Origin of the sequence: Microbacterium sp. KR10-403 (assembly GCF_040196215.1) — a bacterium.
Classification (GTDB): domain Bacteria; phylum Actinomycetota; class Actinomycetes; order Actinomycetales; family Microbacteriaceae; genus Microbacterium.
The window spans coordinates 557443-581113 of sequence record NZ_JBEGDC010000002.1; the positions used below are offsets into that span (position 1 = coordinate 557443).

The 23671-nt window shown below is 70.6% G+C and carries 21 protein-coding genes and 1 tRNA gene; 9 read left to right on the plus strand and 13 right to left on the minus strand.

Annotated features, from left to right (window positions below):
* The first annotated feature begins 38 nt into the window (after nucleotides 1–38).
* Nucleotides 39–470: a VOC family protein gene (locus ABMQ42_RS06190; protein WP_349721984.1), complete on the plus strand. Its 432-nt coding sequence runs from the start codon at nucleotides 39–41 to the stop codon at nucleotides 468–470.
* Nucleotides 471–479: 9 nt separating this feature from the next.
* Here ABMQ42_RS06190 and ABMQ42_RS06195 read toward each other — a convergent pair whose 3' ends face one another.
* A complete protein-coding gene (locus ABMQ42_RS06195; protein WP_349721985.1) occupies nucleotides 480–1646 on the minus strand; it encodes a hypothetical protein in 1167 nt (388 codons plus the stop codon).
* A gap of 101 nt (nucleotides 1647–1747) precedes the next feature.
* On the opposite strand from ABMQ42_RS06195, the gene ABMQ42_RS06200 reads away from it, so the two are divergent.
* From ABMQ42_RS06200 to ABMQ42_RS06210, 3 genes are all read left to right on the plus strand, one after another.
* Nucleotides 1748–2164, plus strand: a complete 417-nt coding sequence (locus ABMQ42_RS06200; RefSeq protein WP_349721986.1) for a DUF8738 domain-containing protein — start codon at nucleotides 1748–1750, stop codon at nucleotides 2162–2164.
* Between the two features lie 108 nt (nucleotides 2165–2272).
* A tRNA-Met gene (locus tag ABMQ42_RS06205) sits at nucleotides 2273–2345 on the plus strand.
* An 83-nt stretch (nucleotides 2346–2428) separates the two neighbouring features.
* Nucleotides 2429–3262, plus strand: a complete 834-nt coding sequence (locus ABMQ42_RS06210) for an LLM class F420-dependent oxidoreductase (protein ID WP_349721987.1) — start codon at nucleotides 2429–2431, stop codon at nucleotides 3260–3262.
* Between the two features lie 26 nt (nucleotides 3263–3288).
* On the opposite strand, the gene ABMQ42_RS06215 is transcribed toward ABMQ42_RS06210, so the two are convergent.
* Nucleotides 3289–4248, minus strand: a complete 960-nt coding sequence (locus tag ABMQ42_RS06215; protein ID WP_349721988.1) for a patatin-like phospholipase family protein — start codon at nucleotides 4246–4248, stop codon at nucleotides 3289–3291.
* A gap of 49 nt (nucleotides 4249–4297) precedes the next feature.
* Between ABMQ42_RS06215 and ABMQ42_RS06220 the strand changes: the two genes are divergently transcribed.
* Nucleotides 4298–5227: a hypothetical protein gene (locus tag ABMQ42_RS06220; protein WP_349721989.1), complete on the plus strand. Its 930-nt coding sequence runs from the start codon at nucleotides 4298–4300 to the stop codon at nucleotides 5225–5227.
* Here the strand turns inward: ABMQ42_RS06220 and ABMQ42_RS06225 are convergent.
* The 5 genes from ABMQ42_RS06225 to ABMQ42_RS06245 all read right to left on the minus strand — a co-directional run bounded on the left by ABMQ42_RS06225 (nucleotide 5196) and on the right by ABMQ42_RS06245 (nucleotide 12114).
* Nucleotides 5196–5969 (minus strand): thioesterase family protein, encoded by a 774-nt coding sequence (locus ABMQ42_RS06225; protein ID WP_349721990.1) that lies wholly within the window; start codon nucleotides 5967–5969, stop codon nucleotides 5196–5198. The genes ABMQ42_RS06220 and ABMQ42_RS06225 overlap by 32 nt on opposite strands.
* Nucleotides 5969–7687: an AMP-binding protein gene (locus ABMQ42_RS06230; protein ID WP_349721991.1), complete on the minus strand. Its 1719-nt coding sequence runs from the start codon at nucleotides 7685–7687 to the stop codon at nucleotides 5969–5971. Before ABMQ42_RS06230 ends, ABMQ42_RS06225 begins: the two co-directional genes overlap by 1 nt.
* A gap of 42 nt (nucleotides 7688–7729) precedes the next feature.
* Nucleotides 7730–8797: a WxL protein peptidoglycan domain-containing protein gene (locus ABMQ42_RS06235; protein WP_349721992.1), complete on the minus strand. Its 1068-nt coding sequence runs from the start codon at nucleotides 8795–8797 to the stop codon at nucleotides 7730–7732.
* A 63-nt stretch (nucleotides 8798–8860) separates the two neighbouring features.
* Nucleotides 8861–10774, minus strand: a complete 1914-nt coding sequence (locus ABMQ42_RS06240; RefSeq protein ID WP_349721993.1) for a purple acid phosphatase family protein — start codon at nucleotides 10772–10774, stop codon at nucleotides 8861–8863.
* 137 nt (nucleotides 10775–10911) lie between these two features.
* Nucleotides 10912–12114 carry a HupE/UreJ family protein gene (locus tag ABMQ42_RS06245; RefSeq protein ID WP_349721994.1) on the minus strand — a complete coding sequence of 401 codons (1203 nt, stop codon included), beginning with the start codon at nucleotides 12112–12114 and terminating at the stop codon, nucleotides 10912–10914.
* A 139-nt stretch (nucleotides 12115–12253) separates the two neighbouring features.
* Here ABMQ42_RS06245 and ABMQ42_RS06250 point away from each other — a divergent pair, with 139 nt between their 5' ends.
* Entirely contained in the window at nucleotides 12254–12913 is a 660-nt protein-coding gene (locus tag ABMQ42_RS06250) for a type 1 periplasmic-binding domain-containing protein (protein ID WP_349721995.1), read from the plus strand.
* Between the two features lie 10 nt (nucleotides 12914–12923).
* Here ABMQ42_RS06250 and ABMQ42_RS06255 read toward each other — a convergent pair whose 3' ends face one another.
* Nucleotides 12924–13889: a glycerophosphodiester phosphodiesterase family protein gene (locus ABMQ42_RS06255; RefSeq protein ID WP_349721996.1), complete on the minus strand. Its 966-nt coding sequence runs from the start codon at nucleotides 13887–13889 to the stop codon at nucleotides 12924–12926.
* Between the two features lie 132 nt (nucleotides 13890–14021).
* On the opposite strand from ABMQ42_RS06255, the gene ABMQ42_RS06260 reads away from it, so the two are divergent.
* Entirely contained in the window at nucleotides 14022–14927 is a 906-nt protein-coding gene (locus ABMQ42_RS06260; protein WP_349721997.1) for a Bax inhibitor-1/YccA family protein, read from the plus strand.
* Between the two features lie 485 nt (nucleotides 14928–15412).
* Here ABMQ42_RS06260 and ABMQ42_RS06265 read toward each other — a convergent pair whose 3' ends face one another.
* Nucleotides 15413–16789: a cation:dicarboxylate symporter family transporter gene (locus ABMQ42_RS06265; protein WP_349722091.1), complete on the minus strand. Its 1377-nt coding sequence runs from the start codon at nucleotides 16787–16789 to the stop codon at nucleotides 15413–15415.
* Between the two features lie 159 nt (nucleotides 16790–16948).
* On the opposite strand from ABMQ42_RS06265, the gene ABMQ42_RS06270 reads away from it, so the two are divergent.
* Entirely contained in the window at nucleotides 16949–18598 is a 1650-nt protein-coding gene (locus ABMQ42_RS06270; RefSeq protein ID WP_349721998.1) for an ATP-binding protein, read from the plus strand.
* Nucleotides 18588–19289: a response regulator gene (locus ABMQ42_RS06275; protein ID WP_349721999.1), complete on the plus strand. Its 702-nt coding sequence runs from the start codon at nucleotides 18588–18590 to the stop codon at nucleotides 19287–19289. The genes ABMQ42_RS06270 and ABMQ42_RS06275 overlap by 11 nt, the downstream gene beginning before the upstream one ends.
* 219 nt (nucleotides 19290–19508) lie before the next feature.
* Here ABMQ42_RS06275 and ABMQ42_RS06280 read toward each other — a convergent pair whose 3' ends face one another.
* The 4 genes from ABMQ42_RS06280 to ABMQ42_RS06295 form a co-directional block, all read right to left on the minus strand.
* Nucleotides 19509–20882 carry a glycosyltransferase gene (locus ABMQ42_RS06280; RefSeq protein WP_349722000.1) on the minus strand — a complete coding sequence of 458 codons (1374 nt, stop codon included), beginning with the start codon at nucleotides 20880–20882 and terminating at the stop codon, nucleotides 19509–19511.
* 132 nt (nucleotides 20883–21014) lie between these two features.
* Nucleotides 21015–21458: a nitroreductase/quinone reductase family protein gene (locus tag ABMQ42_RS06285; protein ID WP_349722001.1), complete on the minus strand. Its 444-nt coding sequence runs from the start codon at nucleotides 21456–21458 to the stop codon at nucleotides 21015–21017.
* A 32-nt stretch (nucleotides 21459–21490) separates the two neighbouring features.
* Nucleotides 21491–23077: a glutamine-hydrolyzing GMP synthase gene (guaA, locus tag ABMQ42_RS06290; RefSeq protein WP_349722002.1), complete on the minus strand. Its 1587-nt coding sequence runs from the start codon at nucleotides 23075–23077 to the stop codon at nucleotides 21491–21493.
* A complete protein-coding gene (locus tag ABMQ42_RS06295; protein ID WP_349722003.1) occupies nucleotides 23074–23559 on the minus strand; it encodes a DUF3817 domain-containing protein in 486 nt (161 codons plus the stop codon). The genes guaA and ABMQ42_RS06295 overlap by 4 nt, the downstream gene beginning before the upstream one ends.
* Between the last annotated feature and the right edge of the window lie 112 nt (nucleotides 23560–23671).

Sequence of the window (23671 nt, forward strand, 5' to 3'; positions counted from 1 at the left end):
ACAGCGTCGGTGTCGGCGGCCCTCGCTACTGTGCGGGGATGGACGCACGCATCACCTTCATCACGCTCCCAGTGGCCGACATCGCGGCGTCGCGCCGCTTCTACGTCGACGGCCTCGGGTGGCAGCCCGCCTTCGAGGCCCCGGGCGGGGTCATCTTCTTCCGCGTCGGTCCCACGGTCATGCTGTCGCTGTGGAACCGCGCCGAGTTCGAAGAGGAGGTCGGTCCGCTGCCGGCGGGCGGCGGCATCCCACCGCTGACCCTCTCGCACAACATGCCGGACGTCGCGGGGGTCGACGAGGTGATGAGGGATGCCGCGGCCGCCGGCGCGCAGATCGTCAGGCCCGCGCGGCACCGCGAGTGGGGCGGCTATTCGGGGTACTTCGCAGACCCCGACGGCTTCCGCTGGGAGGTCGCGTACAACCCGCAGCCACTGGGCGTCGAGCTCATGCAGGCGGCCGGGCTGGTGTGATGCGGCGGATCAGAGCGCCACGACGCGGTCGCGCGCCGGCCGCGCCAGCACAGCGCCCACGACGGTCACGATCACCCCGGCCGCCACCAGCCACCAGGCGGCGGCATCCGGCACCGTCATCGGCCCCGGAATGTGGAGGAATCGCGCGAGCGACCACGGCAGCGGCTCGAGCTGGGCGTTCCAGACGGTCAGCGCATGTCGCACGCCGACGATCGCGATGACGAGCGCCGGCAGAGTGAGGCCTGCGCCGATCGCGACGAGCACGCCCCCGGTCGCGCGGCGCTTGCCGAGCTGCACGCTCAGCGCCCAGCCGGCGGCGACGAACGCCCACACGAAGAGGGCGAAGGCGAACGCGATGTACAGGGCACGCAGGGTCGGGCTCGTCCAGAACACCGACCACGAGCCACCGGGGCCGGCGAACGACAGCCCGATGAGCGTGACGATGCAGCGCAGGATGACGACACCGCCGACCGCGGCGATGACGGGCCAGGGCGAGCGCCGCCCGACCACGAGTCGCAGCACGAGCGCGAACACGGTCCATGCGCCGATCACGACGGCGAGGTGCACCCCGCCGAAGAACGAGGTCTGCACGGCGCGGGTGGCCACGAGCAGCGCCACCGGAATGATGAACAGCAGCCAGCGGTCGAGTGCCAGCATCCCGAGAGTCGATTCCCGTGCGCGCCACGGACGTGTGCTGGCCAGCCACGTGGCGCGCGCGGCGGCCGCACCCGGGCGCCGCACCAGACTCGTGCGGGCCGAGAGGATGCCGATGACGACCCACGTGACCGAGAGGATGAGCAGCACGCGGGCGAACCACGCCATGATCAGGTCGCGCTCGGCGATCGGCGCCGGGGCGGCGTGGGCGAGATCCTGGGCGCGCTCGGCGACGGTGACGGCTCCGGAATGAGAATCGCCGGCCGGGTCGAAACCCGTACCGGCGATGTCTGCAGAAGAGAGGATGTCGAGCCACGCGGCCATGTCGCGGTGCTCGGCTGTGACGTGGATGACGCCGATGCCGCCGTTGCCGGGTGCGGCGGCGGCGAGCGCCGGCGACGATCCGGTGGTGCGGGAGGTGGATGCCGCGGCCGACAGCAGCACCGCGAGGCCCACCCCGATCGCGAGCAGGGCGACGGCGACGACGACCGCGAGGATGCCCCGTCGTCCCGCCGTCGTCATGGATCGATTTTAGCTATCCACATGGGCGCTTCCTGACCACGGGCCGAACGCGCGCGGCGGAGCCCGGAGACCTATCCTGGGAGCGGACGAAGGAGCCGATGATGAGAGCACGCGCCGCAGCCCTCGCCGTGGGTCTCGCTCTGCTGGCCCTGACCGGATGCGCAGGAGGTTCCGTGGCCGAGTCTTCACCAACAGGTGCGGTGTCGCTTCCTCCGCACGGCGCCGTCACGCCGTCGGCGTCGCCGACGGGCACGCCCGTGGACGTGCCGGCGGCGAAGTGGGACGCCATCGCGCAGGATCTCGCCGACCGCGGCGTGACGGGGACGCCGACGCTCGTGTCGTCGGAGGCCGTCACCTGGAACAACGGGGCGCTCGGGTGCCCGAAGCCGGGCGGCACATACACGCAGGCGCTGATAGACGGCATGCGCGTGGTCGTGTCGGTCGAAGGGAAGACGTACGACTACCGTTTCGGCGCCGACGATGCGGCGAAACTGTGCGTGCAGGGGGTGCACGGCTGACCGCTCGCGCGTCACACAGTGTCACCGCGGTTCATTCGGGGTCACCCCGGTTCATGCGATGTCACCATGCGTGCGCATCGCCGCGACGCGTGCCTAACCTGGGCGCATCGCGACGATCCGGGTGGTCCCGGGCGCCGGTTCATACCCGGTCGTGTTGCGGGTTCGACTCCCGCCGTCGCGTCGACGGGTCACGGCATCCACTCCCCGACGTCCGCGCGCACGCTTAGGCTGGCGATGAACAGGCACATCAGCGAGGAGGCACGCATGACGTGGACCGAACGTCTGGGACGGATCGGGGTCTGGCGCGGGGTCGGCGACGTCGATGTCGCACTCGCGCAGACGATCGAGGGCCTGGGATATGGAACGCTCTGGCTGGGCGGGTCGCCCGGCGCGGATCTGCGCGCGGCGGAGGAGATCCTCGATGCGACGACGACCCTCATGGTCGCCACCGGCATCGTCAACATCTGGAAGGCCGACGCCGCCGAGCTCGCGCGGTCTTACCAGCGTGTCGCGGCGAAGCACCCGGGCCGTCTGATCCTCGGCATCGGATCAGGCCACCGCGAGGCGACGCCCGAGCGCGTGCGCCCGCTGGCGGCGATGGCGCAGTACCTCGATGTGCTCGACGAGGGCGGCGTACCCGTCGGCGACCGCGTGCTCTCGGCGCTCGGCCCCAAGATGCTCGCTCTGGCGGCCGAGCGCAGCGGCGGCACGCATCCGTACCTCACCGTGCCCGGGCAGACCCGTGAAATGCGCGAGGTGCTCGGTGCGGGGCCGCTCATCGCGCCCGAGCAGACCGTCGTTCTCGACGACGAAGCAGAGTCGGCGCGCGAGACGGCGCGCGCCTTCCTCGGTCGCTACCTGCAGATGTCCAACTACACGACGAGCATGCGCCGCGGCGGATTCACCGACGCCGACGTCGCCGACGGCGGCAGCGACGCGCTGATCGACGGGATCGTCGCGCACGGCACGGCGCAGGATCTCTCGGCCACCGTCGACGCACACCTCGACGCCGGGGCCGACCACGTGTGCATCCAGGTGTTGCCCGTCAGCGGTGACATCGTGCCGACGCTGCGCGCGGTGATGGCTGCGCGCGGCTGAGCCCCCTGCGGAAGCGCGACGACTCGTCAGTCGTCGCTCCGGATGCCGCCCCAGAACTCCGTGAGCCGTTCCGCCAGTGCCCTGCCCTGCGCGTATCCGGCGCGCGCCGCCGGCACCCGGTGGGTGACGTCCGTCGGATTCGCGAACAGGTGCGCGTCGGCGGCGCCCGGCACGAGCACCTCGACCCGGCTTCCCGCCGCGCGCAGCGCCGCGACCTGCGCGGCCAGGCTCAGTCCCCATTCCTCGGGATACCGCGACATCCCGCCGAGCGGCGACAGCACGAGCACCTTCTCACAGCCCGCCGCGAGGTCGGCGTTCTCGGCGAACGAGCGATATCCGCCGTCAATGAAGCGACCGTCGCCGATGGCGTAGGCGAAGGCCCCGCCCGCACAGCTGGCCGCGACGGCATCGACGAGGTCGACGCCGCTGTCGTTGTCGAACGTCACCGGCTCACCCGTGCGCGCATCGACGGCCGTGAGCAGGATCCGGCGAGCAGGCCACCGCGCACCGCCGACCCGCGCGGCCACCGTCTCACGCCAGCGCGAGGAGCGCGCAGCATCCACCCCCGCGTCCGTTCCGTCATCGGCGGCGAGCGCAGCGGCGCCCATGCGCCGGCGCATGTCCGCGGCATCCGCCGACGAGGCGATCACGGCCTGGAACGCCTCCAGATGATCCGTCATCGGCGGCCGCGCGCCGCCCCGCGAGCGCTCCGTCGGCCGACCAGCACCGGCACCAGCACCGGCACCAGCACCGACCGTCGCTGCGTACAGCTCCGTCGGCGATGCCGCTGCGAGCTGCGCCGCTGCCGTCGACCCTGCCGACGTGCCGATCGTCAGGTCTGCATCGGTCACATCGAGCCCGGCATCGGCGAGCCCGGCGACCACGCCGATGAGCCACGCGTTGCCGGTCGCCCCGCCACCGCCGAGGACGAGCGCGCGCCCGGACAGTACTTCTGACGCGGCGCCGGCGTCCGAGGAGGAATCCATGAGAGCCCCTTTCGCTGTGCGGCCCACGGAGTGTGCGAGCATACAGGAGATGGACGACGACGACCTCGAAGAGCTGCGGATGCTGCGCGCCCGCGCCTATGGACCGTCGGCCGACATCCAGCGTGATCCGACCGCGCTGCAACGGCTCCACGAACTCGAAGCCGCCGTCCGCGACACCGCCGCACACCAAGCCGCCGCACGCCACACCGCCGCACGCCACACCACCATCGCCGACGCCTCATCCCCCCACGGCTTCTCCGACACCGCGCACCCCGGACCGCCTCCCCCGCTGCCCCCGGATCTCCGCCGAGCACCCGCAAGCCCCGCCCCCGCAAGCCCTGCATTCGCGGTCCGCACACGTGCACAGTCCCCGGCCCCGCGCCCCCGCCTCACCGAGCCCACAGTGACCGTCGCCGATGCGCCGGCCGCGGCATCCCGCCCCCGCGTCGCTCCGCGCCGCTGGTACCTCTCCCGCGGCTTCGCCGTGCTCTGGCTCGTCTCGCTCGTCGCCGTCGCAGCGGTCGCGACCGGCGTGACGTTCGCGGCGACCTGGATCGCGCCGATCGCACGCCACGGCGACACTCGGCAGATCGCGACCCTCGCACCCGACCCGCAGTTCACCTGGGCGTCGTTCATGGCCGATTCCCACGAGGATGCCACCGGGTTCACCTTCCACGGGATCTCGATCATCGCGATGGACGGCGATGACGTCGGGGCCGGTGCGAAGAACGCGACGTGCGTGATCGCCTATGCGACCGACACGGTCACCGACGACGGCAGCATCGAAGGGTCCGTCTGGTCGGGCTGCGGCGCCGGCGGCTTCCCGCCGACCCTCCAGTTCACCGTCGACGAGACCGCGCCGGAGGAGCTCCACGACGCCGTCGGCGCCGGCGTCTCGCTGCAGTTCGTCTATGACGGGAAGCGGGTGGGCGTCTTCACCGACGGCCTCAGCGCGGCCTCACCGTCAGCGACTGACTGACCGTCCCCAGGGGCCCTGCGTCGTCGTGCACGACGGTGTGCGTGAGGCCGAGCCCGGTCGGGCCGAAGCTGACCGTCGTGTCGGCGGCGAACCACTCCCCCTCGGGCGCACGCAGCAGGTGCGCGGTGAGGTCCACGTTCGGAAAGTGCACGTCGTCGGGCGCGGCCCGCACCGTCAGCCCGTTGAAGATGTCGACCATCCCCAGCAGCCGCGCCGTCGCGCTCACCCTCTCATCGGCGAGCACGGGTACGAGCGGGCGCATCCACGCCCATGCCCGCCCCGGCTCGACCTGGTGCCGCAGGGTCTCCACGGTGGTGACGAACCGTCCCGGCCAGACCTCGGAGGTGTCCCACTGGGCCAGATCGTCACGTCGTGGCGGCGGCGTCAGCCGCGACCCGGCGAGCGCCGTCGTGTCGGCGGTCCGCAGGAACCATCCGCGCCCGATGACCGCGGGCCGTCCGTCGTGGCTGAGCGTCGCTTCGACGAGCTCGATGGTGCGCCCCGGCCTGACCACCCGGGTCGTCAGCTCGACGACGTCGATCGGCATCACGCCGAGGATGTCGAACGCGACCCGCGACATCTGCAGCGGCGCGTCGGTCCGCGACACGTGGTCGCGTTCCATCGCGTGGACGATGAGCCCGAGCGAGGGGGCGACGTGCTGCTCCTCCTCGTTCCAGGCTCCCTGCACCTGCCGGGTCGCGCGGAACGTCGTCGGCCCGAGCCTCTCGAAGTAGGCCGGCATCAGCGGTAGTCGCGGTCGCGGTGCTGCCCGGCGTCATCGCCCGACTCGACGCGCTCCGCTTCGCGGGCACGCAACTCCACCCGCCGGATCTTTCCCGAGATCGTCTTGGGCAGATCGGGCACGAACTCGATGATGCGCACCCAGAGATGTGCCGACAGCCGCTCGTGCGCGTGCGCGAAGATCGACCGGGCCGTCTCCTCCGGCGAGGTCAGCGCCGCCTCGGTCACCCGCACATATGCCTTGGGCACCGCCAGCCGCACCGCGTCGGGGCTCGGCACGACCGCCGCCTCGACGACGAGATCGTGCTCGAGCAGCACCGATTCGAGCTCGAAGGGCGAGATCTTGTAGTCCGATGCCTTGAAGACGTCGTCGGCGCGACCGACATACGTGAGGTAGCCGTCCGCATCGCGCGCGGCGATGTCGCCGGTGTGGTGGTAGCCGCCGGCACGCGATGCGTCGGTGGCCTCCTGGTCCTTGTAGTACCCCTTCATCAGCCCCAGCGGACGCTGCGCCAGGTCGAGGCAGACCTCGCCCTCGGTCTCGGCGAGCTCACCGGTCGCCGGATCGACGAGCACCACCGGGTAACCGGGCGTCGGACGGCCCATCGAGCCGTCCTTGACGATCTGCCCGGGCGAGTTGCCGACGCAGCACGTCATCTCGGTCTGCCCGTACCCGTCGCGGATCGTCGATCCCCACGCGTTGCGCACGCGGCTGATGACCTCCGGGTTCAGCGGCTCGCCCGCGCCGACGAGCTCGCGCGGCGGATGGGTGAGCTGAACCAGATCGGCTTGGATCAGCATCCGCCACACCGTCGGCGGAGCGCAGAAGGTGCTGACGTGGTGCACGTCCATGACGTTCATGAGCACGCCGGCATCGAACCGGTCGTAGTTGAACACGAACACCGTGGCCTCGGCGAGGAACGGCGCGTAGAAGCTGCTCCACGCGTGCTTGGCCCACCCCGGCGAGGAGATGTTCAGGTGCACGTCGCCGGGCCGCAGCCCCAGCCACCACATCGTCGACAGGTGACCGACCGGGTACGAGATCTGCGTGTGCTCGACGAGCTTCGGCCGGTTCGTGGTGCCCGACGTGAAGTAGAGCAGGCTGGTGTCGTCGGCCGGCGTCGGCCCGTCGGGTGCGAATGCCTCGGGAGCGGTGGTGGATGCCGCGAAGTCATGCCATCCCTCGGGTGAGCCGTCGCCCACGCCGATGCGAAGGACGTCCGGGCTGATGGCGGTGAGACGGTCGGCCAGCGACGTGCGCGACACGATCGCGTCGACCTCGCCCTTCTCGACACGATAGGCAAGGTCGGATGCCGACAGCAGCGTCGAGGTCGGGATCGACACGGCGCCCGCCTTCGCGATGCCGAGCATGACCTCCCACAGCTCGATCGTGTTGTCGAGCATGACGATCACGTGCGCTCCGCGGCTGATGCCGAGCGAGACGAGCCAGTTCGCGACCTGATCCGATCGCTGCGCGAGAGCGCCATAGGTCCATGACTGCGCGGTGAGGTCGGCGCTCACGATCGTGACCGCGGCCCGGTCGGGATTCTCGCCGGCGACGACGTCGAACCATTCCAGAGCGAAGTTGAAGGTCTCGGGTCGCGGCCACGAGAATCCGTCGACGGCCCCGTCGTAGTCGGTGGCGTACGAGAAGAGACGGTCGCGCGCCGCGCGGACGGCATCTGTGGCGGGGGTGGCGGCACGGCCTTCGTACGTCATGTCTCGATCTCCATCGACCTCGGGATACGGGTGTCCGGAAGCCTACTCCGCGGCGGCGAGCGCCTGCGCCACAGCCTCCTTCACCCGGGCGTCCTCCCGCGACTGCGCGACGGCACGGCGCCGGCGCGCCAGCCGCGGCAGCACGATGACGGCGGCGACCGCCAGAAGGAGCAGCGCGAGCAGCGTCCACGGCACGGCCCACCCCACGGTCGCCGCCGACACCGGCGCGAGATCGTTCGTCGTGCCCGCGGCATCCGTCACCGTGGGCGTCACGCTCGCCGTCCCGGTCAGCAGCACGAGCGGCGCGACACCCGCCACGGTCACGTGCTGCGTCCAGCTCTCGCCGGGCAGAAGATCGGGTGCGGCATCCACCGCCCCGGAGTCGGACGGGAGCATCCCCAACGGCCCGGCGACCGTGACGACGTCGTGCGCAGACAGCACCGTGTTGCCCGTGTTGTGCAGTGTGTAGCTGACCTCGGCGTCGCCGCCGGCGAACGGGTTGAGTCCGCCGTTCCAGCTCACGTGCACGTCTTCGACGGCGAGCGCGGGGGCGAGATCGCCACCCACGCGCAGATTCATCCGGATGCCGAGACGGCGGTCGACGTTCACGCCGACCGTGTCATCGGCCTGGGTGAGCGAGGTGACGATCCCGCCGGCGTAGTCGCCGGGCGTCGCGTTCTCCGGCACGCGGAGCGTGAAGGGCACCGTGACGGTCTTGCCCGGCTTCACGGTGATGTGGTCGGTCTTCGTGCGCACCCACGCGCCGAGGCCCGTGGAGGTGGCGTCTCCGGTCACGACGTCGAACTGCCCGCCGTCCGTCGTGAAGCCGTCGGCCGCGTAGACGCCGAGGTCGAGGGTCTCGGTCCCCCGGTTCGCGACCACGAGTTCGTCGTCGATGGTGCCGCCGGGGTTCACCGTGTAGGTGTAGTTCGTGCGCTCGGCTCCGCGGTCATTGGATGCCGTGCGCACCGTCCACGTGACGTCGTCGTCTGCCGCCCGCGCGGACGACGGCACGAGCAGGCCGCCGGCGATCAGCAGCGCCGTCGAGGCGATCACGGAGAGGAGCACGGCGGCGCGTGCGCGGACGGGGATCAGGGGGCGGAGCGGCATGTCTTCCTCGAGGGTGTGGGGTGCCGTCGCGGGGAGGGATCACCTCCCCGCGACGGCGGTGGATCAACCGGCGAGGCCGGTGAGGGTCAGGGTCGCGCGGTAGCTTCCCTTGTCGATCTGGTTCGGCAGCTTCAGGTCGAGGTCGGCGCCGAGCGTGGCCTCGCCGCGCTCGTGCCCCTTCTCGGCCAGACCCAGGACCCGCGAGACCGACAGGCCGTCGCCGCGGTCATAGCCCGACGCGATCGAGGTGCCGTGCGTGGCCCCTCCGCCGGCCGTGACGACCTTCGGCGTCCAGCCCAGGTACTTGCCCGAGAACGACTTGCCGCCGTCGGTGAAGTCGCCGACGTTCGCCGCGATCGACCACGACGCCTGCGACTTCCGGGTGTCGGTCACGGTGATGGGGTTGATCTCGCCGGTCGCCTCGAAGTACGCGTCGTCCTTCTCGGTGGCCGTGCCGAGGTCGACCAGGCCGTTGTGCCCGTCGATCGTCCAGCCGAACTCGCCGGGTGCGGCATCCGGAACGTCCACCTGGATGTCCTGCGCGTCCCCATGGTTCGGGTGGATGGTCACCTCGTCGACGACCGAGCCCACCGGGTTCGACTCGTGCGCCTCGCTGCGGATGTCCTGGACGACGAGCTTGTCCTTGTTCACCGACACCTTGACGTACGAGCGCGACTTCTCCTGGCTCTGCACGGAGTTGTACCAGTAGTTCTGGGCGTTCAGCGGGTCCGCGCCGTTGCCCGCACCGCTGGTCCCGCTGTTGTCGGGGGCGGTGATGTTGTAGTACTTCGAGCCCGAGGCGGAGTTCGCCGTCATGTAGATGACGCCGCCGGGGCCGACGAACAGGTCGTCGTCACCGGGCTGCTCGTCGGCGTTCGCCTTCACACCGTTCTTGATCTCGTAGGAGCGCGTGTACACGTGGTCGTGCCCCTGCAGGACGAGGTCCACGCCGAGCTTCGAGAACGTGGTCGGGAAGTCCACGCGGCGCACCTTGTTGTCGGCGTCCTTCGCGTGCGAGGCCGCCGAGTAGATCGAGTGGTGGTAGACGAGCACCGTGTACTTGGCGTCGGCGCCGTGGTTCTTCACGACGTCCGTCACGTAGTCGACGTGCGCCTCGTCGCCGCCGCTGGCACCCGACGTCTTGTAGCTGTTGCTGTTCAGGTCGATGAACAGCACATCCTTGTAGATGAACCAGTAGTCACCGCCTGAGGTGTTCGAGGCCGGGTCGCCGTTCGCGTAGTACGCGGCGCTGCGGTCGGTGTTGGGCGTGTAGAGGTGCTGCTCGTACGCCTTGCCGCCGACGTCGTGGTTGCCGATGGTGGCGACCCACGGGTACTGGCGCAGCTTGTCGGAGGCCAGGAACGCACTCCACTGCGTCTCGGTGTTCGCCGACTCGACCTGGTCGCCACCCGAGACGAGCAGCTCGGTCTTCGGGTTGGCCGCCAGCGCCACATCGAGCGTGTCGGCCCAGCCGGCGCCGTCGCTCTCCACGTTCCCGGACGCCCCGATCTGCGGGTCGCCGAAGAACAGGAAGTCGAAGTCGCCCTCGAACGACTGCGTCGCGAACGAGTACGACGGCGACCACGCGCCCGCCGAGCCCACCCGGTACGAGTACGCGGTGTTCTCGGAGAGGTTCGTGACCGTGGCGTGGCGGTTGTATCCGCCGCTGGAGGCGATGTTCGCCGTGCCGGTCGCCGAGAAGGAGAGAGCGGATGCCGGGAACTCGCCGTCGACGAGCGACGCCGTCGGGGCGACCTGCACGACCTGGTCGGTGTCTTCCGACGAGTACCAGGTCACGATGCGCTGCGACTCGTCGGCGCCCACGCCCAGGATGATGCCGGTCGCCTCGGCCGTCTCGGCGGCCGAGGCCGGCAGCGCGACGACGCCGCCGAGTGCGAGCGACGCACCCAGCGTCGCCGCGGTGATCCACCCGGCCGCGCGCACGCGCGATCGGGTCGATGCAGAGTGGGAGAACATGCAGTTTCCGTTTCTGTCGGTGTTGAGGGGATGCCGCGGCCAGCGCCGGGCACCCCTCACGATTCGGGTGCCAGGTGTCCGGTTCGTGAACTCTTCCCGCCCGTTCCGTATCCGGGCGGGGAATCCTCCCGGCGTTCTCACAGGCCCAGGACCCGCTGCACGAACCAGAAGAGTCCCACCGCCGCCACGCCGGCGGCGAGAAGCCCCGTGACCCACAGCTCGACGCGCGGTGCCCGGCGCCGCAGCAGCGCCAGCAGCGGGAAGACCAGGATGATGATCGCTATCTGCACGGCCTCGATGCCGAGGTTGAAGACCAGCAGCGACCACAGCAGCGTCCACGACCAGGGCTCGTCGATGCCCAGGGCCGATGCGAAGCCCAGCCCGTGGACGAGCCCGAATCCGAACACCACGGCCAACCGCACCCATCCGGCACGATCGAGCCCGAGCGGTCCGCTGCGGCGGTCGAGCTCGATGGCCTCCTCGCCGCGTCGCCAGATGCGCCAGAGGTACCACGCCGCGACGATGGCGATCGACAGCGCGATGATCGGCTCGACGACGGCGGCCGGCGCCGACACGAGACCCGTGGCCGCCAGGATGAAGGTCACCGAGTGCGCGAGCGTGAACGCGGTGGCCGCGAGCACGATCTCGCGCAGCCGGCGTGAGCCGGCGATCAGTGCGAGCAGGAAGAGGATGTGGTCGATGCCGGTGAGCAGGTGCTCGGCGCCGAGCGAGAAGAACTCCCAGAACCGCTCGCCGAACGACTGCTCGGTCGAGAACGAGGTGCGGTCGCCGTCCAGGGCCGCGCTGCCCGACTGCAGGTCGAGGTCATAGCCGACGATCGTCTTCGTGCCCGTGACGTACCCCTCGTCATCGCCGAACAGCGTGCTGGTGATGACATGTCCGTCGCTGGTGGGCGCGCAGTCCTCGTGGAGCACGACGACGGCGTACGGCACTCCCTCCTGCTGCGTCATCGTGATGGGCTCGGTGCGGGACGGTGCGCAGACCCTGCCACCGGCCGTCACTGTGAAGCGCCCGGCGACGTAGTCGAGCACGGTGTCGGAATGCGCCTCCAGCGCCGCGGCCTGGGCCGTGGCATCCTCGTCCTCGAACGCGGCGGTGCCCTCACGGAAGAGCTCGTCGTCACCGGCGGCGTCGGCTGCCGAGACCACGAACAGGTCGTACTCCAGCTGCAGCTCGACGCGCACGTCGCCGGAGCCCGCCGACGACACGTCAGCGAACACCACCGAGGTGAAGCCATGGGCGGATGCCGCGGTGACGGCGCCGAGCAGCGCGCAGAGCGACAGCGCGGCGATGAGGACGGTGCGCACAAGTGCGTGCATGGGTCTCCTTCGTTCCCGTGCACAGTGCCGTGCGCGGATGAACGGGCGGCGAACAGGCGGAGAACGATGCCGCATCCGGCATATATGCTCCGGCGCCATGCTCGAGAGTGGAGAGCGGACCCGGATCGGAGGAGGAACAGTGCCCTCACGCGCGCGCACCCTTGCGCTTCTGGTCGCCTGCGCGGCCGCCACGCTCGCCCTGGGCGGGTGTGCCGATCCATGGGACGCGCCGCATGCCGCGCCCTCTCCGATCGGCACGCCCGCGCCCGGATTCCTGCCCACGCCCGCTCCCACACCGGCGGCGACGGTGACCCCGAAGGCCGGGTCATGGAATGCCGTGCGCCCGTCCCCCGGCTACCGAGTGGTGCTGGTCACGGCCGGCGACGATGCCGCCACGCGCACGCTCGTGGCCGCCGTGCAGCGCTGGGCCGACGCAGAGGAGGTCGATCTGCGCACCCTGCACGTCGACGACGACCTGCTCGCGGGGATCGTGGAAGCCATCGAAGCCGGGCCGGATCTCATCGTCTCCGCCGGCGAGACGCTGGTCGACCCGCTCGAGACGGTGTCGGCGAACAACCTCGACCGGCAGTTCCTCGTGATCGGCGCGGAACTGGCCGAGCCCACCGAGAACGTGACGGCCGTCGACTGGACCGGGGCGTCCTATCGCGGCGATGACGCCGCACGGGCGTCGGCCTTCGACGCGACGTCGTTCACCTCGGAGCGTGCCGGCGCGGCCGTGCGCGCGGGCGTCGCGGCGGTGCTGCACGACCTCACCGGCGTGGTGCTCTGGATCGACTGACCGCGAGCCCTCAGCGCCGGAAGATCCCCGCGGCGAGATCGGGATGGTCGGCGAACACCCCGTCCAGACCGGTGTCGCGCAGCATCCCCCACTCTCCGGCGTAGTCGCCGAAGGCCGCCTTGCCGCCGCGCCCCCGGTACTGCCGCGCGAGGAACGCGTTCTCGGGTCGGCAGGTCCACGCGTACACCGTCAGTCCCCGCGCGTGGGCGTCGTCGACGAGCGTGCCCGCCCCCGCCGCTCCCGTCAGGAACGCCTTGTCGACGCTGATCCCGTCGACCGCGCCGACCAGCGAGTCGAGGCCGGGTGGCGACGCCGTCCACGCGTACGTGGGCGCCTCGCGCCCCTGCGCGAGCGCGAGGTCCACCGGGCTGCCCGTCGCCTCGAGCAGGTAGACGTAGCGCGCGACGATCCCCTGGTCACGCACCTGCGCGAGGGCCGTCGGTTCGAACGACTCGATCACGAGAGGGTGGATGCCGTCGGCCCAGCCCGCCGCACGCAGCTCTGCCGCCACGAGCCCGGGCAGATCCCAGCCGATGCTCGCGAAGTACACGGCGTGCTTGAGCTCGACCACCACGCCGCGGCCCGCGGCGGCCGCCAGATCGAGCACATCGCGCAGTCGCAGCATCGGCTCCTGCCCGTCGTACGCCGTGTTGTCGGGGCGCAGCTTCGGCAGACGCTCGCGGCAGCGGAGCGTCGCCAGCTCGTCCCAGGTGAAGTCCTCGGCGAACCACCCGGTGAACTCGTATCCCGCGAACCGCTTCGTCACGCGCCGCGACGCGAACTCAGGGTGGTCGGCGACGTCCGTCGTCGTCGAGATCTCGTTCTCGTGCCGCACGACCAGCACCCCGTCTTTGCTGACCACGACGTCGGGCTCGACGGCATCCACCCCCTGCGCCAGGGCGAGCCCATAGGACGAACGGGTGTGCTCGGGCCGGTATCCGGGTGCACCGCGGTGCCCGATGACGAGAGTGCTCACCGCCCCAGGCTACGCATCGCGCCTCCGTCTCGCTCTGAGCGGAATCACAGTCCGGGACTGCACGGTTCGAAGGGTTCCCCGTTATCGTTGAACAACAGCAGATCGCTGCCCACAGATTCGGAGAGTGCGAGCATGCCCTCGGCAAACCCCGCTTTCAACAACCCGGCGTTCCAGGACCAGAGTGCGGTCCGGACTTATCCCGGCGGCGCGCAGGCCGCGAACATCGGCGGACAGGCCCAGAGCGCCGCCGCCGCGCAGCAGGCGCAGGCGGCGTCGGTGAACGCCCACCTTGAGGGGCAGTTCGCGGCGCCTTCCGCGGGCGCTGTCGAGACCGACCGCATGACGGTGGAGGACACCGTCTGGAAGACCGTCGGCCTGTTCGGCATCCTCGTCGTCACGGCCGTCGTCGGCTGGTTCTGGTCGTACAGCACCGCCGTCGCGACCGGCCAGGCCACGATCCTCCCCTGGATCATCGGCCTCGCGGGCGGATTCATCCTCGCCATGGTGATCTCGTTCTCGAAGCAGGTGCACCCCGCGCTCATCTTCGCGTACGCAGCGTTCGAGGGCCTGTTCATCGGATCGATCTCCCTCTTCTTCGAGCTCGTCTGGCCCGGCATCGTGCTGCAGGCGACCCTCGCGACGCTCGCCGTCGTGGGCGTCACGCTCGCCCTGTTCGCGAGCGGCAAGATCCGCGCCTCGAAGCGCGCGACGAAGATCTGGATGATCGCGATGATCGGCTACCTGGTCTTCGCGCTGCTGAACGTCGTGCTGATGTGGACGAACGTGCTGCCCCGCGATGCCATGTTCGGCATGTACAGCGTGCGCGTCGCCGGCATCCCACTCGGCCTGATCATCGGCGTCTTCGTGGTCATCATGGCCGCGTACTCGCTGGTGCAGGACTTCGACTTCATCCAGCAGGGCGTGCGCAACCGCGCCCCGCGCAAGTACGGCTGGCTCGGCGGCTTCGGCATCATGGTCACCGTCGTGTGGCTGTACATCGAGATCCTGCGGATCATCGCCATCGCACGCAGCAACTGACCTGCGTCTTAGGGGATCGCCCGGCCGGGCGGTCCCCTTCGTCGTCCCCCGCGCCGAGACCACCCTCCGAGCGCCGGGAAGGCCCTCCCGTCGCCGAGTGCCGCGGCATCCACCGTTGTGGAACGCATACAGACTTCGGACGATCGCACGAACTCCGGACCGTATCCGCTGATCGCTCCGAACTTGGTGCGATTCTCCGAAGTCTGGGAGTGGCGGGGCGGCGACACGGGGATCTTCGTCTGTTCAGCCATGCCCCCAGCCTGCGTCGCGACGGCCCGGGTGCGCGCGCCGCACTGCTGACGGCGGATCCGCTGCCAGCAGAGCGGGCCGCGGCATCCATCGCCGTCCACCTCGCAGGACAGAAGTGCGATCCCGGGCGAGTCGCCCGGCGTGTCGAGGTCCTCGGGCCACAACGTCCTGCGAGACGAACGCCGCCCTGCCGACGGCGGGTCGGCAGGGCGGCGGGAGATGCGGCGAGCGTCAGCTCAGCGCGTGGCCTGCAGCGCGAGCTGCGGCTCCGCCTCCGGCGCGGCCTCGGGTTCGGACTCTGCGGCGACGCCGTGTCCGTCATCCTCGAGGGCGAGCTCGTCGAAGGGGCTGGCGCCGGCCAGCGCGGCCTTCGCCTGTGCGAGGTCGATCTGGTGCGTCCAGCGGCCGATCAGCAGGGCCGCGACCGCGTTACCGGTGAAGTTCGTCAGCGCGCGGCACTCCGACATGAACTTGTCGATGCCCACGATCACGCCCATGCCGTCGAGCAGCTCGGGACGGTGCGCCTGCAGGCCCGCGGCCAGCGTCGCCAGCCCCGCACCGGTCACGCCCGCGGCGCCCTTCGACGCGATGATCATGAACACCAGCAGCGAGATCTGCTCGGGCAGGCTCATCGGCATGCCCATCGCCGACGACACGAACAGCGACGCCATGGTCAGGTAGATCGCGGTGCCGTCGAGGTTGAACGAGTACCCGGTCGGCACCGTGATGCCCACGACGGCCTTCGAGACGCCCGCGTGCTCGAGCTTGGCGATCAGGCGCGGAAGGGCCGACTCCGACGAGGACGTCGAGAAGATCAGCAGGTACTCGCGTGCGAGATACTTCATGAGCCGGAAGATGTTCAGCCCGACGACCATCTTCAGGATGCCGCCCAGCACGACCACGATGAACAGGGCGCACGTCAGGTAGAAGGCGCCGAGGAGGACCGCCAGGGATCCCAGCGCCGCCCACCCGGTCGCGCCGACCACGGCGGCGATGGCGCCGAAGGCACCGACGGGGGCGACCCACATGATCATCATCATGATCTTGAACACCACGGCCTGGATGTGACGGATGCCGGTGATCACGGGCTCGCCGGCCTTGCCCATCGACTGCAGGGCGAAGCCGACCAACAGTGCCAGCACGAGCGTCGGCAGCACCGGGATGTCGCCGGGGATGAGGCTCATCAGGAAGTCGACGGTGGCGTTCGAGTCGCCGCCGGCGGCCGCTTCGTACGGGCGCAGGTCGAGCCCCGCCCCCGGGTGGATGAGGTTGCCGACCACCAGACCGATGATCAGGGCGACCGTGGCCATGACCAGGAAGTAGATCAGTGCGAGACCGCCGACCTTGCCGACGGTCGCGGCACGGGCCACCGACCCGACGCCCAGCACGATCGTGCAGAAGATGATGGGCGCGATGATCATCTTGATCAGCGCGACGAAGGCGGTGCCCAAAGGCTTGAGCGCGATGCCGACCTCGGGGAAGATGAGGCCGATCGCCGCGCCCAGGATCACGGCCACGATGACCGAGATGTAGAGCCAGTGCGTGCGGTCCTTCTTGCGACGGCGGGATGCCGCGGCCTCGGCCGCGCGCGGTGCGGTGTTCTGCGGCGTCATTGCCATGTCCGACTCCTCTGTCTGGGGGATGATGCGCGACCATGCTCCGCCACCGCGGCCGCGCGGGCGCGGTTGCGTTCATAGAGTTCGCGGACTTCTCGGCCGCCGCGTGCGAACCTTGAAGGCGGAGAGGGCGGGTCGATGGGTCGAAGAAGCACCATGGGCGCACCGCGCGCGCCGCGGCGCGTGCGGTCGCTCGCCGGCATCCTCTTCGGCGTGCAGCTCGTGCTGATCATCGCCGTCTGCGCCGCGCTGAGCATCACCAGCTACGTCTCCACGAGCAGCCGGATGCGCACGGCGACCGCCGACCGCGTGCTGAGCATCGCCGAGACGCTCGCCCACGACCCGTTCGTCACCGCGGCCGTGCAGAAGCCCGACCCCTCGGCGACCCTGCAGCCGTATGCGCTCACGGTCATCTCCACCGCCGACGTCGACTTCGTGACGATCATGGACCGCGACCGCACCCGCTACACGCATCCGAACCCCGAGGAACTGGGCAAGAAGTACATCGGCAGCATCGACGAAGCCCTGGAGGGGCACAGCCAGGTCGAGCAGTATGCCGGCACGCTCGGCCCGTCGGTGCGCGCGATCGCGCCGATCATCGACGACACCGGCGCGGTCACCGCCATGGTCTCGGTCGGCGTCACCGTGCGCACGATCTCGATCGCGCAGGCCGCGGCGCTGCCCCAGATCCTCATCGTGGCGCTCGCGGCCATCCTGCTCGGCGGCATCGGCGCGTGGTCGCTCAGCCGCTACCTGAACCGCGTCACGCTCGGCTACGGTCCCGAGCAGCTCAGGCGGCTGTTCGCGTTCTACGATTCGGCGCTGCACTCGCTGCGCGAGGGGCTCATCCTCACCGACGACGACGGCCGGCTCGTGCTGTACAACGACCAGGCCGCCGAGCTGCTGGGCCTGCCGATCACCGGCACGCACGATCCTCTCTCCGTCGACGACCTCGCCCTGCCGGCATCCATCCGCTCCCTGCTCTCATCCGGTCGCGATGCGCACGACGAGATCCATCTGACCGCCGATCGCGTCATCGTCGTCAACCAGCAGCGTGCGCGACAGCCGGCGAGGCGCACCCGCATCCGCGAGGAGAGCATGGGCACCGTCGCGACCCTGCGCGACCGCACCGACATCCAGGAGCTGACCGGCGAGCTCGAGACCATGACGACGCTGTCGCAGGCGCTGCGCGCTCAGACGCACGAGCACGCCAACCGGCTGCACACGGTCGCGACGCTCATCGAACTGGGGCGCGAGCGCGAGGCTCTCGACTTCGCCGTGCGCGACCAGCAGGAGTCGCAGCGGCTGACCGACTCGTTCGTGCAGTCGCTGGACGAGCCGTTCATCACCGCGCTCATGATCGGCAAGGCCGCGCAGGCGCACGAGCGCGGCATCCGTCTGACGATCACCGCCTCCGGCGAGCTGCCGCCCGGCGCCCTCGACGCCCGCGATCTCGTCACCGTCACCGGGAACCTGCTCGACAACGCGCTCGACGCCGCCGCCGCATCCGACGAGCGCCACGTATGGGCCGACTTCTCGGCGGCCGACGGCGAGCTGACCATCACCGTCGCGGACTCGGGCCCGGGCCTCGACACCGGTGCCATCGACACGATCTTCCACCTGGGCGAGTCGACGAAGGCAGCCCCCGCGGCGTCCGGCGGGCGCGGGTACGGGCTCGTGCTCGTGCGGCAGGCCGTGGCGCGGCTGGGCGGCACGCTCGAGGTGGAGTCCGATGCCGGCGCGATCTTCACCGTGACCCTTCCTCTCGACCGCGCGCCCGCCGGAGGAGGCCCCGATGACCGCTGACCGCGAGCTGCGCGTGCTGATCGTCGACGACGACCCGCTGACCGCCGAGGCGCACGCCGACTATGTGCGCCGCGTGGCCGGGTTCGCGGTGGTCGGCGTCGCGCTGACCGCGAACGACGCGCTCGCGCGGCTGGATGGGGCCGCGGCATCCCGCTGCCCTGTCGACGTCGTGCTGCTCGACATGAATCTCACCGATGCGCACGGTCTGGACGTCGCCCACCGCATGCGACAGAAGGGCCACGGGGCCGACATCATCGCGGTGACCGCCGTGCGCGACCTGCAGATCGTGCGCTCGGCGATCTCGCTCGGTGTGACGCAGTACCTCATCAAGCCGTTCACGTTCGCCGCGTTCCGCGAGAAGCTCGAGAACCAGCGCGCCTTCCGCCTGAACCTCACCGAGACCGGCGCCCTGGCGACGCAGTCGGCCGTCGACAACGCGCTCAGCGCCCTGCGCTCGGTGTCGCAGAGTCACCTGCCGAAGGGGCTCCTCGACGAGACGCTGTCCGCCGTGTCGACCGAGCTGCGCACCGCGGGCACGCCGCTGTCGGCCGGCGAGGTCGCCGAGCGGCTCGCTCTGTCACGCGTGACCGCGCGCCGCTACCTCGAGTACCTGCTCGAGTCCCGGCAGGCCGTCAAAGAGCCGCGGCACGGCACCCCGGGGCGCCCGACCTACGAGTACCGCTGGGTCTGAGGCGCCCGCCGAGACCGCCCTCCCATCGCCGAGACGACCCTCCCCTGCGCCGAGTGCCCCGGCATCCACCGTTTCGGAACGCGTACAGACTTCGGACGATCGCACGAACTCCGGACCGTATCCGCTGATCGCTCCGAACTCGGTGCGGTCCTCCGAAGTCTGGGAGTGGGACGGCGACACAATGGGTCGGTGATCCCTCTGCCCGGCGCGGCAGGGGCCTCAGCTCGCGGCGTGCCGCGGGGAGTGCGCAGCGGCCGCCTGCAGCGCCTCGACCAGCGCCGGCTGGATCGCCGCCGGAGCGAACCGGCGCGCGGCATCCCGCGCCGCCGCCGACAGTCTGGACCGCCGCGCGTCGTCGCGCAGCAGCGCGATCGCCGCGTCCGCGAAGCCTGCGACGTCGCCGGGCTCGATGAGCACTCCCCCGTCGCCGATGACCTCGCGCGGCCCGTACTTCGCGTCGAACGCGACCACCGGCAGTCCGCGCGCGAGGGCCTCGGCGATGGACAGCCCCTGCCCCTCGAACGCCGCCGTCGAGAGCATGAGCGCCACGTCGTCGTACACGGCGTCGCGCGCGGCCGGCGTGATGCGCCCGCGCAGCGTGACCGCCGCGCCGAGTCCGAGCGCGTCGATCCGCCCCTGGAGCTCGTCGCGCAGCGGTCCGTCGCCGTACACATCGAGCGTCGCCTCGGGCACCTCCGCGCGCACCCGCGCGAACGCGTCGATCGCCAGATCCACGCGCTTCTGTGCGGCCAGACGCCCCACCATGACCAGGCGGAACGGAGAGCGGGACGCCGCCGGCACCGGCTCCTCGCCGAGCTCGATCGGGTTCGGCACGACGAAGAACCGGTCGTCCGCCCCGAATCGCGCCGCGACGTCATCACGCTGCGCGCCGGTCGGCCACAGCACCGCGTCATAGTCGTGCACGTGCTCGAGCCACCGCGCCCACGGCGGCGCGAGTTCGGCGTCGGGGTCGTCGTACGGCGCCGGCAGATGCGAGTTGTGCACGGTGTGCACGAGCCGCGTGTGCTCGTCGCCCCAGCCCACGAGCAGCTCGCCCACCTGCCGCGCCTCACAGATCACGACGACGAGGCGCTCCGGGTCCCCCTGCCGCTGCTGCGCGACGACGTGGTCGAGCCACGCGCGGTACAGGCCGCGGAGCCCCGCGAGCACCCGGTCGCCGCCCGGCGCGTGCACGACCACCGGCGCGGTGGTGAGGTGCCAGGCGGGGTTGTTCGGGATCACCGGCAGATCGATCAGCGGCCGGCCCGCGGCATCCCGCACCTCCCGGTACTCGATCTCGGGGTCCGCTGCTCCCGGCTCGCCGGCCGCGAACAGCCACGCCGGATCGTGCTGCGCGTCGTCGAAGAGGTTGCGCCAGGCGGCGGCATCCATGCCGTGTACGGCCAGCTCGTCACGCCACTGCGCGTGGGTGGCGACGTCTCCCGCATCGAGCGTGAGGAGGAGGGGATGCCGCGCCCCGGCGTCGACCAGCTGGCGCACGCGCCACGGCACGGCGACCGCGAAGCCGCCGTCGAGCGCGGGCGCGACGCGGCTCGCGAGCACGAGGTACGCGGCGTCGGGCAGGGAAGTCACCGTCCTATCGTGCCGCATCGCGGCCACCCGCCACTCTCAGACTTCGGAGGATCGCACCGAGTTCGGAGCGATCAGCGGATACGATCCGAACTTCGTGCGATCATCCGAAGTCTATGCGCCGCCAAAGCGCGACTACTCAGCCTCGATGCGGAAGACCGGAAAGCCGGGGGCGATCTCGGCCAGCCGCTCGTCGGGCGACGACGCATCGACGCCGTCGAAGAAGCGCCCGACCTCCCACGCCCACGCCTTCAGGTACGCACGCAGGATCGGCGTCTTGTCGGCATCGGCGACCTCGATCGCGGTGAACGACTCGGCGCGACGGCCCTTGCGCAGCTCGCCGGCGCCCGACACCCGCAGATTGCGCACCCACTGCGTCTGGCCGCGCGGAGCGACGAGATGCCGCTGTCCGCCGACGCGCAGCGGGTTCACCGGAGTCGTGCGCCACTCCCCGGAGGAGCGGCCGCGCACGGCCAGCACCCGGCTGCCGGCAACCGGCAGTCCGAGGCGGGTGAAGAAACCGACGACGCCGTTGAAGACCGCGTCGGCACCGGTGGGCTCGATGAAGCGGGAGGTCACCCGTCCATCCTGCCCGGATCGCGGCGCGGCGACTACTCCCACTCGATGGTTGCCGGCGGCTTGCTCGTCACGTCGAGCGTGACCCGGTTGATCTCGCGCACCTCGTTCGTGATGCGGTTCGAGATCTTCGCGAGCACGTCGTACGGCAGGCGCGTCCAGTCGGCGGTCATCGCGTCTTCGCTCGAGACAGGGCGCAGCACGATGGGGTGCCCGTAGGTGCGCCCGTCGCCCTGCACGCCCACCGAGTGCACGTCGGCCAGCAGCACGACCGGGCACTGCCAGATCTCACCGTCCAGACCGGCCTTGGTCAGCTCTTCGCGGGCGATGGCGTCGGCCTCGCGCAGGATCTCCAGCCGGTCGCGGGTGACCTCGCCGATAATGCGGATGCCCAGCCCCGGGCCCGGGAACGGCTGCCGCGAGACGATCGCCTCGGGAATGCCCAGTTCGCGCCCGATGGCGCGCACCTCGTCCTTGAACAGCGTGCGCAGCGGCTCGATGAGCTCGAAGTCGAGGTCGTCGGGCAGGCCGCCCACGTTGTGGTGGCTCTTGATGTTCGCGGTGCCGGTGCCCCCGCCCGACTCGACGACGTCGGGATACAGCGTGCCCTGCACGAGGAACTTGATCGGCGCGCCGCCCGAGGCCGCGGCCTCGGCCACCAGCTCGCGCTGCACCTTCTCGAACGCGCGGATGAACTCGCGGCCGATGATCTTGCGTTTCTGCTCGGGGTCGGTGACGCCTTCGAGATGCCCGAGGAACGTGTCCGCGGCATCCACCGTCACCAGACGCACGCCCGTGGAGGCGACGTAGTCGTGCTCGACCTGCTCGCGCTCGCCCTTGCGCAGCAGCCCGTGGTCGACGAACACCGCGGTCAGCTGGTCGCCGATGGCCTTGTGCACCAAAGCGGTGGACACCGCCGAGTCGACACCGCCCGACAGCGCCGAGATGACGCGCGCGTCACCCACCTGGGCGCGGATGCGCTCGACCTGCTCGGCGATGACACTGTCGCTGTTCCAGTCGGCCGCGAGCTTCGCGGCCTTGTGCAGGAAGTTCTCGATGACCTCCTGACCGTGATCGGAGTGCTTGACCTCGGGGTGCCACTGCACGCCGTAGAGGCACTTCGCGTCGTTGCCGAACGCGGCCACCGGGGTCGCCGTCGTCGAGGCGAGCACGGTGAAGCCTTCGGGGGCAGCGGCGACCTGGTCGCCGTGGCTCATCCACACGTTCTGGTCGGCCGGCTGGCCGCCCAGAAGCACGCCGCCGTCGCCGGTCAGCGCCGCGTCGGTCGCGCCGTACTCGCGCAGACCCGTGTTGGCGACCTCGCCGCCGAGGGTCTTGGCCATCACCTGGAAGCCGTAGCAGATGCCCAACGTCGGCAGCCCGAGATCGAAGACGCCGGGGTCGAGCTGCGGCGCGCCCTCCTCGTACACCGACGACGGCCCGCCCGACAGGATGAGCGCCACGGGGTTGCGCGCGGAGATCTCGGCGGCCGAGGCGGTGTGCGGCACGATCTCGCTGTAGACGCCGGCTTCGCGGACGCGTCGTGCGATCAGCTGCGCGTACTGCGCACCGAAGTCGACGACGAGAACCGGGCGCTGCGAGGTCTCTGTGTTGTCGGTCACCGGGCTCCTTCAGAGGCGGGGGTGGACGGATCGGATGCCGCGGCCGACGCCTCGCGTTCGGCGAGGTAGCGCTTCACATCGCGCGCGACGATGCCCTCCATGATGAAGGACAGGAACGGGACGACGCCACCGGCGGCGAGCATGATGAAGCGCCCGAACGGCCAGCGCATCAGGCTCCACAGGCGGAAGCAGCTGAACAGGTAGACGACGTAGAACCAGCCGTGCACGATGAGGATGGCCATCGAGAGGTTGACGCCGTCGCCGGTCGAGGTGAGCCCGTTGGGGCCGTCCACGACGTCGGCGAACCAGAGGAAGCCGCCGGAGCCGCCCAGGAACAGCTCGAGGCGGATGGGCGTGTACTTGAAGATCATCTCGGCGACCAGCAGCAGCAGGAACGTACCGGTGATGACCGAGCAGATCTGGTAGAACTTCAGGGCACCGCGGATGGCCGGGAAGGTCGCCAGCTTCGGGGCGAGAGGCATGGATCCATCCTACCCGGGGCTCTCCGGGTGCTTCCCGGACGGCGGTGCGGATCGTGCGCGGACGTGACGCGGGTGGGATGCGGACGTGACGCGGGTGGGATGCGGACGTGAC